Raw genomic sequence first — 14,784 nt, forward strand, 5'->3', positions numbered from 1 at the left:
TACCTGCATAAGCCGGGGAAGGGACATGCCATGAGGTTTTATTCCATCAAAACAAGGTTGACTGTCATGTACGCAGTCATCATCATCCTTCTTATCAGCTGTACCTCCCTATCCGTGGGACTGCTCAGCTCCAACGCACTGATGGACAAATCCATCAACTCTGCCCAGAGGGAACTGACCTTAATCAGCGAGAAACTGGATCTGTTCGCAGCAAAACTGGAAACCGAATCCCTGTACCTGACCAGGATGCAGGGCAGCGCTTCCACGGACGACCCTTACCAGCAGTTCCTCTACACCAGCGGCGTCCTGTCCTTCCTCAATGACTTTATCCTGATACAGCCTTCCGTTGAGTCCATTGCCTTTTATGACAACCAGGGAAACCTGCTGTACAGCGACGCCAAATCCAACATATCCGCAATACCGGAAGCAGCCGCTTCCTATATCGAAGCATTCAAGGAGGAAAAACCAAGCTCCAAATGGATTGATTTCCATTATCCCAACTATCCTGAATCCTTCCACGCCTCGGACTGGGTGTGTTCCTTCCTGAGGAAAATCTACACCTTCCAAGGGGAGCTGATGGGGATCCTGGAGCTTAACCTCAGCGAGGAGTCCTTCCAGTCCATCTATGACGTGGCCATTGCAGACAGCTACGATTTCTATATCATGGACAGCACACAGACCATTATCTCCGCGGGCGACAAATCAAAAATCCATATGAGCCTTAAGGAGCTTCAGCAGGTTTATCCGCCTGCCCCGCACACAGGCCTGTTCCACGCGTCCTCCGAATATCTTTATACCATGCATACCAATGAAAAGCTGGACTGGACCCTTGTAAGCACCCTGCCCATGCATGTCATACTGAAGGAGGCGCAGACACTGGTCCTCACCATCTTCCTCATCGGCGCCCTTGCGGTCATACTGGCATTCATACTGCTGCGTTCCATTACCGGCTTCATCATCCGTCCATTAAGCAGCCTGACCGCCACCGTGGAAGAAATAGCGGACGGGAATTACACCATCAAAGCAGATACCGGCACCCGGAACGAAATCGGCCGTCTGGCCGCCCGCATTAACAGCATGTCCGAAAATACACTTCAGCTTTTAGACACAATCAAAAAAGAAAGCGCCCTGAAGCGCAAATTTGAATTTTCCTACATACAGCTTCAGATGAACCCGCATTTCTTATATAACACGCTGGAAACCATATGCGGGATGATTGCAGTGGACGAGAAAAAGAAAGCCATAAAAATGATACAGAATGTATCATCCTTTTATAAAAAGGTGCTGAGCAAAGGCATCCCCATCATTACCATAGAACAGGAGCTGGAACTGACCCGCTGCTACCTGGATATCCTGCGGCAGCGGTACTGTGAGATTTATACCTATGAAATCGTATTGGCCCAGGAGGCAAAGGAATACCGGATACCCAAGCTGACCCTCCAGCCATTTGTGGAAAATGCCCTGATTCACGGAATCCTCCCAACAGGAAAGCCCGGAAAAATCACCATCACGGCGGCCGCGGACAGCGGCCGGATTACCATCACCATCCAGGACAACGGCATGGGCATGGATGAGGAAATGCTTCACTCCCTGCGCCGCCTGCTGGAGGAGAGGGACTTTACCAATGAAAAAGCAGCCGGTTTCGGCATCATAAGCACCTATCGGCGTCTGCTTCTCTTCCTGGACGGACCGGACGCCGGAATCAGGGTGGACTCTGCGCCCGGACAAGGTACCTCCGTCCGGCTGCTGCTGCCCTTAAACCAGTGTTCCGGCGCACCGGACGAAGACGGGCCAAAGGAGGCGGGTCATGTATAAAGTATTAATTATTGATGATGAGTATTATATCAGGCAGCGGTTAATAACCTGTATTGAATGGGAAGAGGAGGGATTTGAGATTGCAGGGGAGGCGTCCAATGCAGAAGAAGCCCTCTCTGTATTGGAAAATGGGGGGATTGATATGGCCGTGGTGGACATCTCCATGCCCCAGAAGGACGGCCTGACCCTGATACAGGAACTAAGGGAAAAGGATCTGGCGGTTAAGATCATCATCCTGTCAGGGTACGGCACATTTGCCTATGCCCAAAAGGCCATCGGGTACGGTGTGACCCAGTACCTGTTAAAGCCCATTGATGAAGATGACCTGATTAAATCCCTGCGCCAGATAAAGAAGGCACTGGATTCTGAACGGGCCATCCGGAATATCCGGCAGACAAAACACCGCACGGACCACCAGCTTTCCACCATCAGGAAAGAGAATTATTTTAAGAAAATATTCACCACCCACCCCCTGTTTACCCAGGACCGTCCTGTCCTTGAGCCGCAGATGAAGGATTACGGCATGACAGAGGGCGCTGCCTGCCGTATCCTGGTCTTTGATTTTAAAAGCCGTCACCTGCAGTCACTGGACCTTAAGGACCTGCAGCTATTCCGGTATGCCGCCAACAACATACTATGCGAACTGTCCCAGCCCCTGTTCCGCGCCATTGACGCCTCGGACATATTCAGCCACGGTGTCCTGATCTGCGAATGGCCGGACCAGGAGGATCCGCAGCTCCTCCCCTATCTGGAACAGTCCGTAAAGAAAGTGAAGGAACTGCTGGGCCTTGACATATGCTTTGGGTGCAGCGCCGTTTTCCCTCTTTCCCTCCATGGACTGAACAAGGAATACCAGCGCGCCCTTGCCTCCTATGTCCTGTGCAACATACGGGGAGTGGATTATGTCATGAGCCAGGCCGCAAACCAGGTCATCAGCCAGGCCACGGGACAGGCCAAAGAGCCCGTAACCCAGAACCTGTACGGGATAAACCAGGCAATGGCGCGGATTGAAGCATGCTTTTGCGCGGGCCAGGAAACGGAATTATACCGCTCCCTTGCAGTTTTCTTTGATTTACTGGAACAGGACCCCCTTCCTTTCTTTTACCTGGAACAGAAGCTTTCCAGGCTGGTCATGCTCTGTACCGGCAAGGCCGCTGAACATTCTGGCCGCCAGCCCCTGACAGATGACCTTTCCTTTGCACTGGGCTATAAGGAACTTTTATTCGCCGGATATGACCTGAACTATCTGAGGCAGAAAATCCAGGCCCTTTTCCTATCCATGACAGCGGCCCAGGATATATCTGTTGCCGGAAGTGCAAAAGAGGCCCTGGTGGAAGAAGCGGTCAAATTCATTGACGCCCACTATTCCCGGTGCGACATGAGCCTTACGCTGCTCTCCCAGAACCTGCTCATAAGCCCCGCATATCTGAGCAGTATATTTAAGAAGATTAAGGGGATTTCCATCAACCAGTACCTGACCCAGTCCCGGCTTGACAAGGCCAGGGAACTCTTATCCGGCACAAGCCTGACACTTACGGAGATTGCAGAGCGTGTCGGATACAATGACCTGTTTTATTTCTCCAAGGTTTTTAAAAGGTACTTTGGCGTGGCGCCTTCCGCATATAAGCCGCCGGCCCATTAAGAGGGACGGCGGCTTGGATTAAAACCATAACTGCAATACCGGCCATCAGGATTGCGGCCAGACATTCAACCGCCTTAAGAATCTTATTATCCAACGCTTCCATTTTTTATAGGACCCCCTCACCTTAACATACGTATCACATCATTTACTCTGCATGGCTCATGGCTTCATCATAGTCTGTAACGGTCCATTATCGGCAAACCATTTATCATACAATATAGGAATCCGTTTTACTTCCCAAGGCACTGTTTTTGAATAAATTAATGACCAGCCTTCCGTCAGGCCGCCAGACCAGATTGCATCATTCCGTCCTGCAATATAGGGCTATTGGACGGAAGATTCAGCAGGGATGGACGGCGCACAAAACCCTTGACAAACAAAACGTATAGGAACATACTGAATATAATTACTATACAGCAATGCCATTAAACGCATGGGAAATCCACGTTGTGGAGGACGGTTCCCTATAAGACCATGGACAAAAAATAGAAAGAAACGTAAATCAGGAGGTGTCCTTGCGATTCATCCCAATCATAAGCCTAAGTATTCTCATACTGCTTTTAACCGCCTGTTCCGCGGATACGGGTTCCTCCGTAACCCCATCCGCAAGCCTGTCCCAAGACCAGCCCCATCAGGATATACTGGCATCGCCGCTGACAGACAGCGGTTTATCCTTACTGGTCAAGGACTTTACATATACCCCCAAGCCCCAGGCGGATCCTGGGCCAGCTGAAAACTTTTTCGGGTTTCCAATTGAATTAGTCAGTGATTTAAAGGACAGGATGTATCGGGAAGACGCCGATAGCTGCATAAGATATTTAAATCATCTGAATGACAGGGATTACCGTATAACCCATGACGAATTTTTCTCATTGCTTGATATGACGGATGAAACAACAAAATATATGTTCAATGCAGACAGATCCGGATACGTATTCTATGGATGTGATACGGACAATGACGGAATGGATGAGTTGATTGCGTTTGAAAAGGACGGACGGGGGACCAGTTCCTATATTTATATGCTGACCAAGGGCGAGGAGGGTTATGCCATCCTTAACAGCAATTATCTTGATGACGTCCGCCTTTTTTCGTTATTTCAGTATGAAAATGCATTTTATTATGCTGCAAGCTGTTATGATGATTCCACCGGAACAGTCAATCTTCAGATGTTCATGCTGAACCGCAATTTCTTCAAGCTATCAAATATCGTAGACAGCATATGTTTTAACCGGACATTTGATATATCAGAACCAGACCTCCTTTACTGCAATGAAAATCATCCGGATATACGCCTTGTCCAGGACTATCTTGAAGACATTATATATGACGTCATCTATGCAAACAGGGCAAAAGAAACGTTTCATGGGGATGAATGGGCTTTCCTGAATAAGGAGCGGCCGTTCCTGAATGAGGATACGGATGATTGGAATCATGATACGGAAGATCAGGCCATAGACTGGAGCCGCATGTATATTATGGATATAAACAATGACGGGAACGACGAGATATTCACAAAATCCCCTCCAGGTTACCAGCAGCCGTTTGCACATAGGGTCAATTGGTATGGCGGTGATTTCCGGCCATGCCCGGCATCGGTGGAGGAATGGGCGGATGAGGACTATCGGTCCGTTGATATGTGGTTTAAAAACATCAATGGGAAAATAATCACATTTACTTTGTACCAGGAGATCCAATCCGGCCTGCAGTATCTTATTGATGCCAGAATACAGGAACGTGATGGGCACACCATCCTGATGGATTATATGGTTGTATTGGAACCCACGGATATCCGGGTTACGGAGTTCGGCATTGGTACGGATGTTTCCATCTATAAACCTTTGATATACCAGGATCCGGATTTAGACAAGGCATTTCCTTATAATCTGCCGGATCTGGCTGAAGTATTTTTACTAAAAGTACAGGGACCTTCTGTTACCATTGAAAATAATTGTGATATACCTGATGATTTCACAGAAATCCTGGAGGGTTTACTGACCGATGGCTCCCTGGATGATTTAGACAGTGAGCTGGGAATGGATCCATATCGGATGAATGAGAAGACTTTTCAAAGCAGATATGGAGCATACACCGGATATGCCGAACGCACACTTGAAGGCGGGACACAGTCTGTGTATCAGATAACCCTTGGCAATACCGATTACTTTCTTTTATTGCAGTATAATGCTGCGGGAAAAGTTGGGGATTTACATATCTATCAAAAGGCAGCAGGCCGGCTGACCTATGTAAGCACCTATCAGCCTACGCATCTGTGGGCAAAGGTGATTGAATATTCCGGCAAATTATATATTGCCCAACGGCCGTCGCCGTGGTATGAACACCCGCGCTATCTTGACAGTACACGTATCCATCAGCTGATACCGGAAGGCGGACAGGATATCCTTATCGATGCGGTTCCTGAAACCTTTCAGTGGCAGAAAATATATGATGACCAGGCTTATTACGGACCCGCTGTTACCGGATACCTGGAAGGGATAAAAACGGAATTGATGGACCTGTCATACCTGACCAAAGAGGATGCAATCTATTTGGGCGATGAAACTCCTGAGATTGATCAGGATAAGCTTCTAAGGCTAGGTTCCGTTACATCCCCTTATGACACTTTTTATAAAATTGACTTCAATAATGATCAGAAGGATGAGTATATCTCAAAAGAAAAGTCTTACAACAGTATTTACACCGGCATATATGAATTCACCCATAAGGGGATTGCAGGATTGGGATACGACGGGAAGGCGGGCGGGACTTTGGGACGGCCGGTCCAGCTCTGGTTTAAGGAAATAGAAGGAAAGGTTTTTACATTCCGGCTGTTTTATGATGAGGAATTATACTACTATATATTAAATGTATCCTTGATAGAAGGGACTGGCATCACACAGGTCCAGACTTACATGATTGTACCCAAAGTCGATTATATTGCTTCTTATGGCTGTGACTGAGAGTCCGGCAGGGAAGAGCATTTGGATCGGCAAACAGGGCAAAGGAGGATGGAATGGATTTAAATTATCAGGAAATTGCGGACAGGGCCGCTGCGCATGCCTTAAAAAGCGGTATCATACTTGATTATTCGGAAAAAAGCATTGTGGAAGTGGAATCTATCTTAGGGGGGTATTATAACCATCTTGCAGAATACGACGGCAGGGAAGGTGCGGATACATTATGGAATATTGCTGTCCACTATGGAATTTACCTGGGTGAAACCATGCTGCGCCTTCGGTTGGGTGAAAAGGGCTTTGCGTGGTACATGGACAACGGAATGCCGGTCCTGAAAAACCGGACAAGCGCTCAGGTATCCCCCATTACAAAGGCCCATAAACGGATGTTAAATGGGCCTGAGGACAATGTAAAAAGCTTCTTCGATGTGGCAATCCTGTTGGCAGATGGTAAATTCCCCACCAAACACGTCGTCCACCGCGCCATCAATGTCCAGCTGCCCTCGGGTCAGATCATAGAAAATGTGCCATACCGGGACATCACTCCTTACATCATGATGATTGAGGAGGGCCGGGAGGATTTCCTGATATTGGAGTCCCAGGATGGATTTTTCCAGTTTTACGGGATAGACAACCAGTTTGTCGCAGAGGTACGCGTCAATCTGCCAAACGGCGATTTCCAAACGTATTCCATCATTGATAAGGAAAAAGAACAGCAGATGGAACGGATCCGCCTTTCCACCCCCTATGGGCAGTTTACTCCTACGGAGCGGGAGGTGGTGCCCTTAGGGCTGGTCCAAACAGTAGTCAGGGCATACTATGAACATATAAATACAGAAGACTTCCTTAAATCCATCCCATGTGTTGACACCACCGAGGAAACGAAACGATGTATGGGGCTGATAAAATAAGAGATTGGTTCATTTGCATGACAGTCAGACAATTTTAAGGATGCCGCGCTTCGACAAGGGCATTTTTCGCCAGAATCCGCAGCATCCTTTTTTTAGAAGTGTATCAGCGGACCGTCACCTTAAACCGGCAATCCTCCGCCCCGCCTAATACAGTATGTATTATTTCAACCTGTATATCCTTGTCCGGCAGCAAATCCTGTAAAATATATAAAACGCTGTTCCTTGAGCATTCACAATGAGACACATCCGTTACCTTGCCGGATAGGACCTCATCACAAACGCATTTAGGATATCCTATTTCATAGATATGTCCAGGTTCGATTACTCTTGCAATGAGCATTTCCGTGTTACCATATTTTTTATACTGCTCATCCAGGCTGCATCCGCATTCTTCAAATTGCGCGCGCTGAATGGGCAAAACCGTGTCCTTTACACAATCAATTGCTTTTTTCTTATAGTCCAATATTTACATCTCCTTTACAATACAGATTTACTAAAAATAGGATACACGAAACATTACAAACAATCAATAGATAAATATTAATATACTATTATTTCTATAAATTCCAATTTCTTCCAATATGTCCATTTTTACAGTTTCTACATGTTTGCCTTGTGCCATTGTGATAAAAGTTCAGTATCCCCACAGTCATAAAGCTGTCCGGCTAGCATTTTTTCCCTCTCAGTCATGATTCCCTCCTCATATCCAGTCATATCTATTTTTTATTTATTATATCATTAGGAATGCGACATAAGTATGCCATATTATTTAGAAAATATTTTTGGATCTTCATAATCCCGTTTACCTGATTTCCGGATAGTCAAATCTCATTTTGGAAGTGGGCAGTCTATGGTATAATGGACCTATCAAATGAGCATTGAGTGCAGGAGGTTTCAGGAGGTTTTATGAAAAAAACAATTATGATATGCGTGCTGATTGCCGGTATGCTGGCGTCCACCGGATGTTTTGGAAGCCGTGTGAAGGCGCCCAAGGGGGTGTTTGCGCCAGAGGAGGCATTTGCGGAGATTCCCCACAGCAGTTTTGAAGCGGAGTGGCTGGAGGGAGGCATGAAGGATGAGGACGGCCATGTCTATGAGGAGGTCTATGATTTTGTCCTGGTCATGGATAAGGCGGTGATTCCCTACACGGTGTCCGGGAAGCTGATCCAGACCTGCGGATATGACCCCTCTGAAGGCACCTGGAATGTGGATCGTCGGACAGAGGACGTAACCCAGGAAATGGACCTTACCATGTACCACTGGAAGCTGGAAAATAATCCTGCATACGAATACACGGAGACATTCATCAAAACCGGCCCCAATACCTTTGAGACCGGGGAACCGGATCACCCCACAGGCATACATTTTACAGTAGATGTCCTGTCCGGCGGCACGAATCTGAAGGATGAAAGCGGAAAGACCAACCTGCCGGGCGGACAGTGGACAGCCAGACTCCATCTTGAATCCAACGACAAATCAGGGGTTAACTTCAAGGGTGAGGCGGCTATTGACCTGCTGGGCGGTTCTTACGGCTACAATGATCTGCGGTGGGTGGTGACCATCGATGAACTAAAGCGCGTGGAAAAGGAGCTGAATACCACGGATGAGGAACGGGCCAATGAGCAGCAGGAGGGATTCCGGAAGATATTTCCTGAGGCAGACAGCTTTGATGTCATGGATTTTGACCTTGCGCAGGACTGCAATAAAGAGCTGGCTTCCTCAGACTTCGGTGATGTGGGCGTGGACGCGGCGGCAGCTGCAAAGGAAAGGGACGGCGTATTATTGGGCTGGGTGGTAAATGCCCATTCGAAGGACAGCTACATGGGAAATGTGTCTGTCTCCGTGGCGTTTGGGAGAAGCGGCACCATCCGCGGCCTTGAGTTCCTGGAGCTGGAAGATACGCCCGGACTGGGTATGAGGGCCAGGGAGGATGTGTTCAGGGAACAGTTTGAAGGGAAGGGCAGAGAGGCTTTGACTGTGACGGATTCCGGGAATCCCAGGGCTTCGGAGATAGACGCCATCAGCGGGGCAACCATCACGTCCAATGCGGTTACAAACGCAGTCAATGCGGCGATATACTATGTACATCATTATACAGACGCAGAGGAGCTGGCCAATCAGGAAAACCAGGCATACAACCCGGCAGCCAGTCCGGCGAACCGTCTGCCAAAGGAACAGATGGCGTATGATACGGCATATGAGGTGCTGATGTCCATCAGCACCTATGACTACCAGCTGCTGGCAGAATATGCCCACCCGGAAAAGGGAATCATCTTCTCGCCTGACCCTTATGTGGACTATAATGAGGACCCGGTATTTACGCCTGCGCAGATCCGGGAGTTTGATTCCGGCGGCAGCTATCAGTGGGGGTATTTCTGCTCCAGTGAAACGCTGATTAAACAGACGGCAGATGCCTATTTTGATGATTATGTGTATACAAAGGATTATCTGCACTGTGAACAGGTGGGAATCAACCAGGTGTTCCGAACCGGGAACTGCCCTGAAAATGCAGGGGAGCTGTTCCCCGACGGCGTTTTTGTAGAATACCATGATCCGGGAACAGAGGAGTTCGACGGCCTGGACTGGTCCAGTTTGAAGATTGTGATGGAGGAGTATGAGGGAAGTCTCAAGGTGGTGGCAATCGTGAACTCCTGCTATACACTGTGATAATCATTCTGTCCGGGATGCCCGCAAAGCGTATTTACGGTTACCAATGACCTGTTCTGGAGGCCTTCAACAAATGTGGAGCCTGTTGAAGGCCCGGCTTTTCGCAGGGCCTTCAAGTTCCCTGCTGTCCATTGATACGGTATTGATATTCCGGTATGTTCTCAATGCCATTATCTAAAATCTTATTCCCTAAATATCGAAAACTGCCATCCTCTGCGAATCGCACCACAAGCTCGTGGGTTATGACTGCATCATTGCAAACCATCATCTCACAAACTGCATCAACCGTTAAAATAAGCGTGCCATCATCATTTTCTTTGATATCAATTACCTCCGGTAAAGAGGTTCCAAAGAAATTCGGCGCATGATTTAAACAGCCAAGCCGTTCCCAGGCATATGTTTTATTTTCTTCATTGAACACAGCATATTTCTGTATCTGCTCTGCTGTTATTGGAAGATACTCCATAATCAGTTCCTCAAACCTTTCCTTCGGAATCCCGTCCGAATCCCCCTCTGGTTCAAACCGTTCCTGGTATTTCATTCCATACAGATATTCATACAATCCATTATAATCCAGCTCCTCCATATGTTCTTCATCCCAGTTGGAACATAACAGGTTATTCCCTTGATAAGCCAGACCTTTTACGCATTTCCAGGACATTTCACGCAATTCCTCTGTCATTGGCTTTATTCTAAGCAGGCGGCTTCCATCCACCGTTTCCGTAACTTCCGGATACTCCGGCACACATAATTGGTAGCAGAACCATCCTTTGTCAGAGTAACTCCACTCCTTTATCCTGGTATAAGCCACATATGATATCTCTGAAGTACCGTCCATCCCCCATACGGCATTGGCCGATAATTCATACATATCCGTTCCGTCATATCTGTATTTTATTCTTCTGATCCCGCCATCTGAGCGGATTTCATATATTGTCTGTGTACCGTTTTTCCCCTCCATGCATTGCTTCAGGAAATGGTCTGCTTTTTCATGGTTCTCCATGTTGCCATAGATGATTGTGGTCATAACAGGGAATCCTGTTTCACTCACTTTTTCCTGCATAGCAAGCAAGGTCTCATCATTTAGGACAATATTAGACGCCTCTCCTTTATCTGCCTGTCTATAGATATCAAGAATAAGTCCCATCATCATTTTACAATCAGCCTCAGCCTCTTTCCAATCCCCCTCTTCCACCGGAAGGTCATATCCCTTTTGTAACCGTTCTTTCCCTTCCTTGTCTTCACTTGCCGCACCTTCCTCTGAAGCCATCTCCTCTACGGATAATTGTTCCATTGTCCCATTCTCTTTTTGGCAAGCACATATTAAAACGCTTATTATCAGCACCATGACCAGAGCATATACTTTTTTTCTTAACATACCATCATCCTTTCAACCTTACTTGGCGGCAACCCAGGATTTTTTGCCCCATGGCATCAGACAAGCCGTGCGCCGTCTGTGATAGGAGTAATTGTTCCGTCCGCATGTTCCATTATCCGTCTCCATACATCTTTTTCCATTCTTCCATGGACAGGCGTGGGGTATGCCATGTTTCTTCCGCGTTGTCCTCAGCTGATATGATTTTGTTGGACACATACTGAACCCCTCCATCTTCCAAAGGGCGGACCACTAATTCCCCATAGTCATCTTCGCTCCAGTCCACAATAAACATATTATTATTTTCATAACCAATCGTGAGTACATACTGCCGGTTCAATTCCCTGTATTTTTCATCCAGGGGCTGCACCCTGAACGCCTTATATTCCTCTGCATCGCTCACCATATATGCATATAAGACCTCTGAAAACCAGGTTCCCGAAAACATAAGATATCCTTCTTCCGTGTAATCCCATGAATCCACATTGTAACTTTCCGTACCCATGTTTTTCAGTTGTACACCATCATATTGATAAGATGTCTGTGTGATTTCTATATTCCCATTCCCTGCTTTCAAATCATATTTTGTGAATCCGCCTGACCAGGAAACTTCTATGTCTGCTGTCAATTCCACACCATGATCAGCCAAACTGCTAAAAAGAATAACATATAAATTGGTTCATTGCAAATCCTTTCATTGATATGCTATACTACAAAAACCGTAGCTGTCCGGCAGGGATGCAATCCAATCTTCAGCCGGAAAACTATTTTGAATCGCATATTCCTCATACCAGGGTGTGTTTGGAAATTCATCGCCTCCATTACTTAATGTAAGTAATCTGTGCTCATTGATAATGCTCCAGGCAACCTGACCAAGATTTGATTTTGCAATTTGCTCCAGATATGGTTTCGCACTTAACGCTTCAAGATATTCCTTTGGATTGATTTTATCTACCTTCCTGGTTAACTGTAACAACCCGGGTTTTCTTAAAACTCCGGCAGCCCAAACCGGTGTCTGGTTTTTCTCCTTTTATCCATCTAAATTCCTTGAATCGGTATCTCCCATAGTAATATGGAGTTTCTTCCAAATCCACTTTATAAACATATCTGCGTTCTTCCCGGCAGGATAATTCCGGAGTTTGATAATCCCCTGCTGAATAAGTACGCATTGCAGAGTATTGCCGAATTACAATCCCTCTCCACATTTTTGTACCAGATACATCCATTCCTTCTTCGTGAAAAAATGCCCTGCTCGCCCCTTTGATTTAAACTGGATTTTGTTTCTGCAGCATTTACAGGTGATTTCTCCATGATGCTTCGGCTTCCTAATCGGAACTTCTTTGCCGCAATAGGTACAGTAACCCGTTTTAGCTTCATTTCTCGCATAATCATAAAATATATAGTTTTGATGTATTCCGTGCTTATCAACCTAATTCTATTAACCAAGTTCACCCCTTTCTACTATTTATATAATAAAAAATGGTTTTCTTTTTTTCATAATATGCCTCTAAGTTTCCCTTCATCAATACAATAGGTGTAAATGCATTTAAAATTTCCTGTTTTTTGGTACAACAATCATGCGCTCAATTTTAAATCTCCGCCGGTTCGCAGCTTTTCTGCAGCATGACAGTCAATGTAAACGTCCTGTCGCGGCAGGTGTAATCCGCGCTGCCCAGATATTTCTCCGCGCACCGCACGATGTTCTGAAAGCCCAGTCCATGCCGGTGGGCATCCTGTTTTTTGCTCTTAAGCAATCCATGTCCCGCGCTTAACACCACGCCGTCAAAGCTGTTTTCGACTTCAATCAGGAACATGTTATTTCTGCAGTAGGAAGTGACGCTTATGAACCGCCCGGCATCCGTGTCCTGCCCACACAGTGCTTCGCAGGCTTCCAGTGCATTATTCAGGGCGTTGTTCAGGATGATGCTTAAGTCGAACACATCAATCCCATAGTCAGAGGGGAACCGGAATCCGCTGTCAAAACGGATTCCCATCCCCCTGGCCTGCTGATATTTTCCATTCAGCACAACATCGGTCACAGGGTTGCCCGTATGAAAGGAAAAGTTCAGTGCATCCAGTGCCGTCCCAATCCCTGCGAAATACCCGGACAGTTCTCCATTCTCTTCCACGTTGACACCCTGCGCGGCCAGCAGGCTCTTGATGTCGAACAGGTAATTCTGCATATCATGCCGCATGGAGCGCACACCGGTGTAGAGCTGTTCAATCTCCCGGATATGGTCCTGCATCTGGTCCACCTGACTTGCCATAAGCGCCGCCCGCTGCTTATCCTGCATATAAGCAATGAGCTTTTGATAGATATGATAGGCGTACAAAATACATAGGATGGTGGCAGCAGCCACAAAAGAAATCAAAAAATACAGTGACAGGTCAAAAAACGGATTACCGCGTGCCGTCCATTTTACAAAAGCGGGATTGCTAAGCAGCGATTTTGCCACGTTGGTGAAGGTGAAAAATACGATTCCAGTGAATGCGGGTGACAGCAGGAAAAACAGTTCATTCCTGGGGATTCCGTCATCCTCTAAAGGCGCACAGCGGGTCAGCTTTCTGACTGCCAGAATGAGTACGATGCAGGAGATCAGAAGCATCAGGCATCCGGCCCAATCAACCCCAACCGTTATAGTCGTCCTCCAGGCACCTTCGTGATTCTCGACCCAGGAATAGACCGGAAAGAGCGAGGGCGAAGTCGAAACGCGGAAATAATCACACAGCCGCACAAGGAACCGTTCCCCATACAGGTGCAGAACGGAGCACAACTCATACAGCGCCAAAAAAGTAATTGCCAGGTAAATCCGCTTGCTGAACCTGCCCCGGTAAAAAAGAGTGATTACCCCGATCAGAAAGACCAGGTCCAGCACCGGAAGCAACGGGGATAGGGAGTCCGGTAAAAAGATCTTCCAACGGCAGTAAAAAACGAGACAGGAAATTCCTGCCAATAGACTGTTACTAATCCAACGGGGGACACGCAGCCGTGGCTTCAAAAAACGGGCCAGCATGCAGACCAGGCAAATGCCTGCCACAGCCGCAAAAAGGAACGATATCCGTTCAGAAAGGGAAGCATACTCAACACCCTCCATAGCTTGAAGCTGTTCCTCCGTATAAACCTCTTCCACTGGTACCAGGGAAACGGAAGGATTCTCTTCAACCCGCCAGCCATTCTCAGATTCCGGGTCCGGCACCAATTGGATGCTGTAAATCCCCGAGCTGCCTGACGTACCGGACTCCTCTGAATCAGAAACAGTTTGAATGAAAAATTTATCCATTTTACATTTCCTTTCCATCGCTCAAAAAATAGTTCTGCTTAACTTTCCAACAAACTGGAAGCTGTGTTACTGACAAATTAGTGCGGAAGCAGCAGAGGTACGCCAGGCCACGTCAATTCTGGCATAGAATCCAATTTGT

General features: G+C 47.1%; 11 protein-coding genes and 1 pseudogene. 5 read left to right on the plus strand and 7 right to left on the minus strand.

What is annotated here, in order from left to right:
* Positions 1–30 precede the first annotated feature (30 nt).
* From MCJ35_RS19760 to MCJ35_RS19775, 4 genes are all read left to right on the plus strand, one after another.
* A complete protein-coding gene (locus MCJ35_RS19760) occupies positions 31–1,815 on the plus strand; it encodes a cache domain-containing sensor histidine kinase (protein WP_025485719.1) in 1,785 nt (594 codons plus the stop codon).
* The gene (locus MCJ35_RS19765; protein WP_025485717.1) at positions 1,808–3,457 is read left to right on the plus strand and encodes a response regulator transcription factor; all 1,650 of its coding nucleotides are present in this window, start codon (positions 1,808–1,810) and stop codon (positions 3,455–3,457) included. Before MCJ35_RS19760 ends, MCJ35_RS19765 begins: the two co-directional genes overlap by 8 nt.
* Positions 3,458–3,972: 515 nt before the next feature.
* Positions 3,973–6,417: a hypothetical protein gene (locus MCJ35_RS19770; RefSeq protein WP_025485716.1), complete on the plus strand. Its 2,445-nt coding sequence runs from the start codon at positions 3,973–3,975 to the stop codon at positions 6,415–6,417.
* Between the two features lie 53 nt (positions 6,418–6,470).
* Positions 6,471–7,322, plus strand: a complete 852-nt coding sequence (locus MCJ35_RS19775) for a hypothetical protein (protein WP_025485715.1) — start codon at positions 6,471–6,473, stop codon at positions 7,320–7,322.
* 103 nt (positions 7,323–7,425) lie between these two features.
* Here the strand turns inward: MCJ35_RS19775 and MCJ35_RS19780 are convergent, their stop codons facing one another.
* Positions 7,426–7,785: a hypothetical protein gene (locus MCJ35_RS19780; protein WP_025485714.1), complete on the minus strand. Its 360-nt coding sequence runs from the start codon at positions 7,783–7,785 to the stop codon at positions 7,426–7,428.
* Positions 7,786–7,931: 146 nt separating this feature from the next.
* Positions 7,932–8,012: pseudogene (locus MCJ35_RS19785) on the minus strand (maltose acetyltransferase domain-containing protein); the annotation flags it as partial.
* A gap of 216 nt (positions 8,013–8,228) precedes the next feature.
* On the opposite strand from MCJ35_RS19785, the gene MCJ35_RS19790 reads away from it, so the two are divergent.
* A complete protein-coding gene (locus tag MCJ35_RS19790) occupies positions 8,229–9,989 on the plus strand; it encodes an RnfABCDGE type electron transport complex subunit G (RefSeq protein ID WP_240299625.1) in 1,761 nt (586 codons plus the stop codon).
* Positions 9,990–10,101: 112 nt separating this feature from the next.
* Here MCJ35_RS19790 and MCJ35_RS19795 read toward each other — a convergent pair whose 3' ends face one another.
* From MCJ35_RS19795 to MCJ35_RS19815, 5 genes are all read right to left on the minus strand, one after another.
* The gene (locus tag MCJ35_RS19795; RefSeq protein ID WP_488473302.1) at positions 10,102–11,283 is read right to left on the minus strand and encodes a DUF6070 family protein; all 1,182 of its coding nucleotides are present in this window, start codon (positions 11,281–11,283) and stop codon (positions 10,102–10,104) included.
* Positions 11,284–11,479: 196 nt separating this feature from the next.
* Positions 11,480–11,998 (minus strand): DUF6070 family protein, encoded by a 519-nt coding sequence (locus MCJ35_RS19800; RefSeq protein ID WP_025485712.1) that lies wholly within the window; start codon positions 11,996–11,998, stop codon positions 11,480–11,482.
* 60 nt (positions 11,999–12,058) lie between these two features.
* Complete coding sequence (locus MCJ35_RS19805) at positions 12,059–12,340, minus strand: hypothetical protein (protein ID WP_025485711.1); 282 nt, start codon at positions 12,338–12,340, stop codon at positions 12,059–12,061.
* Between the two features lie 119 nt (positions 12,341–12,459).
* A complete protein-coding gene (locus MCJ35_RS19810) occupies positions 12,460–12,675 on the minus strand; it encodes a hypothetical protein (protein WP_025485710.1) in 216 nt (71 codons plus the stop codon).
* Positions 12,676–12,953: 278 nt separating this feature from the next.
* The gene (locus MCJ35_RS19815; RefSeq protein WP_120055386.1) at positions 12,954–14,645 is read right to left on the minus strand and encodes an ATP-binding protein; all 1,692 of its coding nucleotides are present in this window, start codon (positions 14,643–14,645) and stop codon (positions 12,954–12,956) included.
* Positions 14,646–14,784 lie beyond the last annotated feature (139 nt).

The organism is Enterocloster sp. OA13 (assembly GCF_022440595.1).
Taxonomy (GTDB): Bacteria; Bacillota; Clostridia; order Lachnospirales; family Lachnospiraceae; genus Enterocloster; species Enterocloster hominis.

Bases quoted from the DNA above. Each gene is read 5' to 3' on its own strand.
- MCJ35_RS19760 (WP_025485719.1), top strand. From the start codon at position 31: ATGAGGTTTTATTCCATCAAAACAAGGTTGACTGTCATGTACGCAGTC.
- MCJ35_RS19765 (WP_025485717.1), top strand. From the start codon at position 1,808: ATGTATAAAGTATTAATTATTGATGATGAGTATTATATCAGGCAGCGG.
- MCJ35_RS19775 (WP_025485715.1), top strand. From the start codon at position 6,471: ATGGATTTAAATTATCAGGAAATTGCGGACAGGGCCGCTGCGCATGCC.
- MCJ35_RS19790 (WP_240299625.1), top strand. From the start codon at position 8,229: ATGAAAAAAACAATTATGATATGCGTGCTGATTGCCGGTATGCTGGCG.
- MCJ35_RS19795 (WP_488473302.1), bottom strand. From the start codon at position 11,283: ATGGAACAATTATCCGTAGAGGAGATGGCTTCAGAGGAAGGTGCGGCA.
- MCJ35_RS19810 (WP_025485710.1), bottom strand. From the start codon at position 12,675: ATGGAGAAATCACCTGTAAATGCTGCAGAAACAAAATCCAGTTTAAAT.
- MCJ35_RS19815 (WP_120055386.1), bottom strand. From the start codon at position 14,645: ATGGATAAATTTTTCATTCAAACTGTTTCTGATTCAGAGGAGTCCGGT.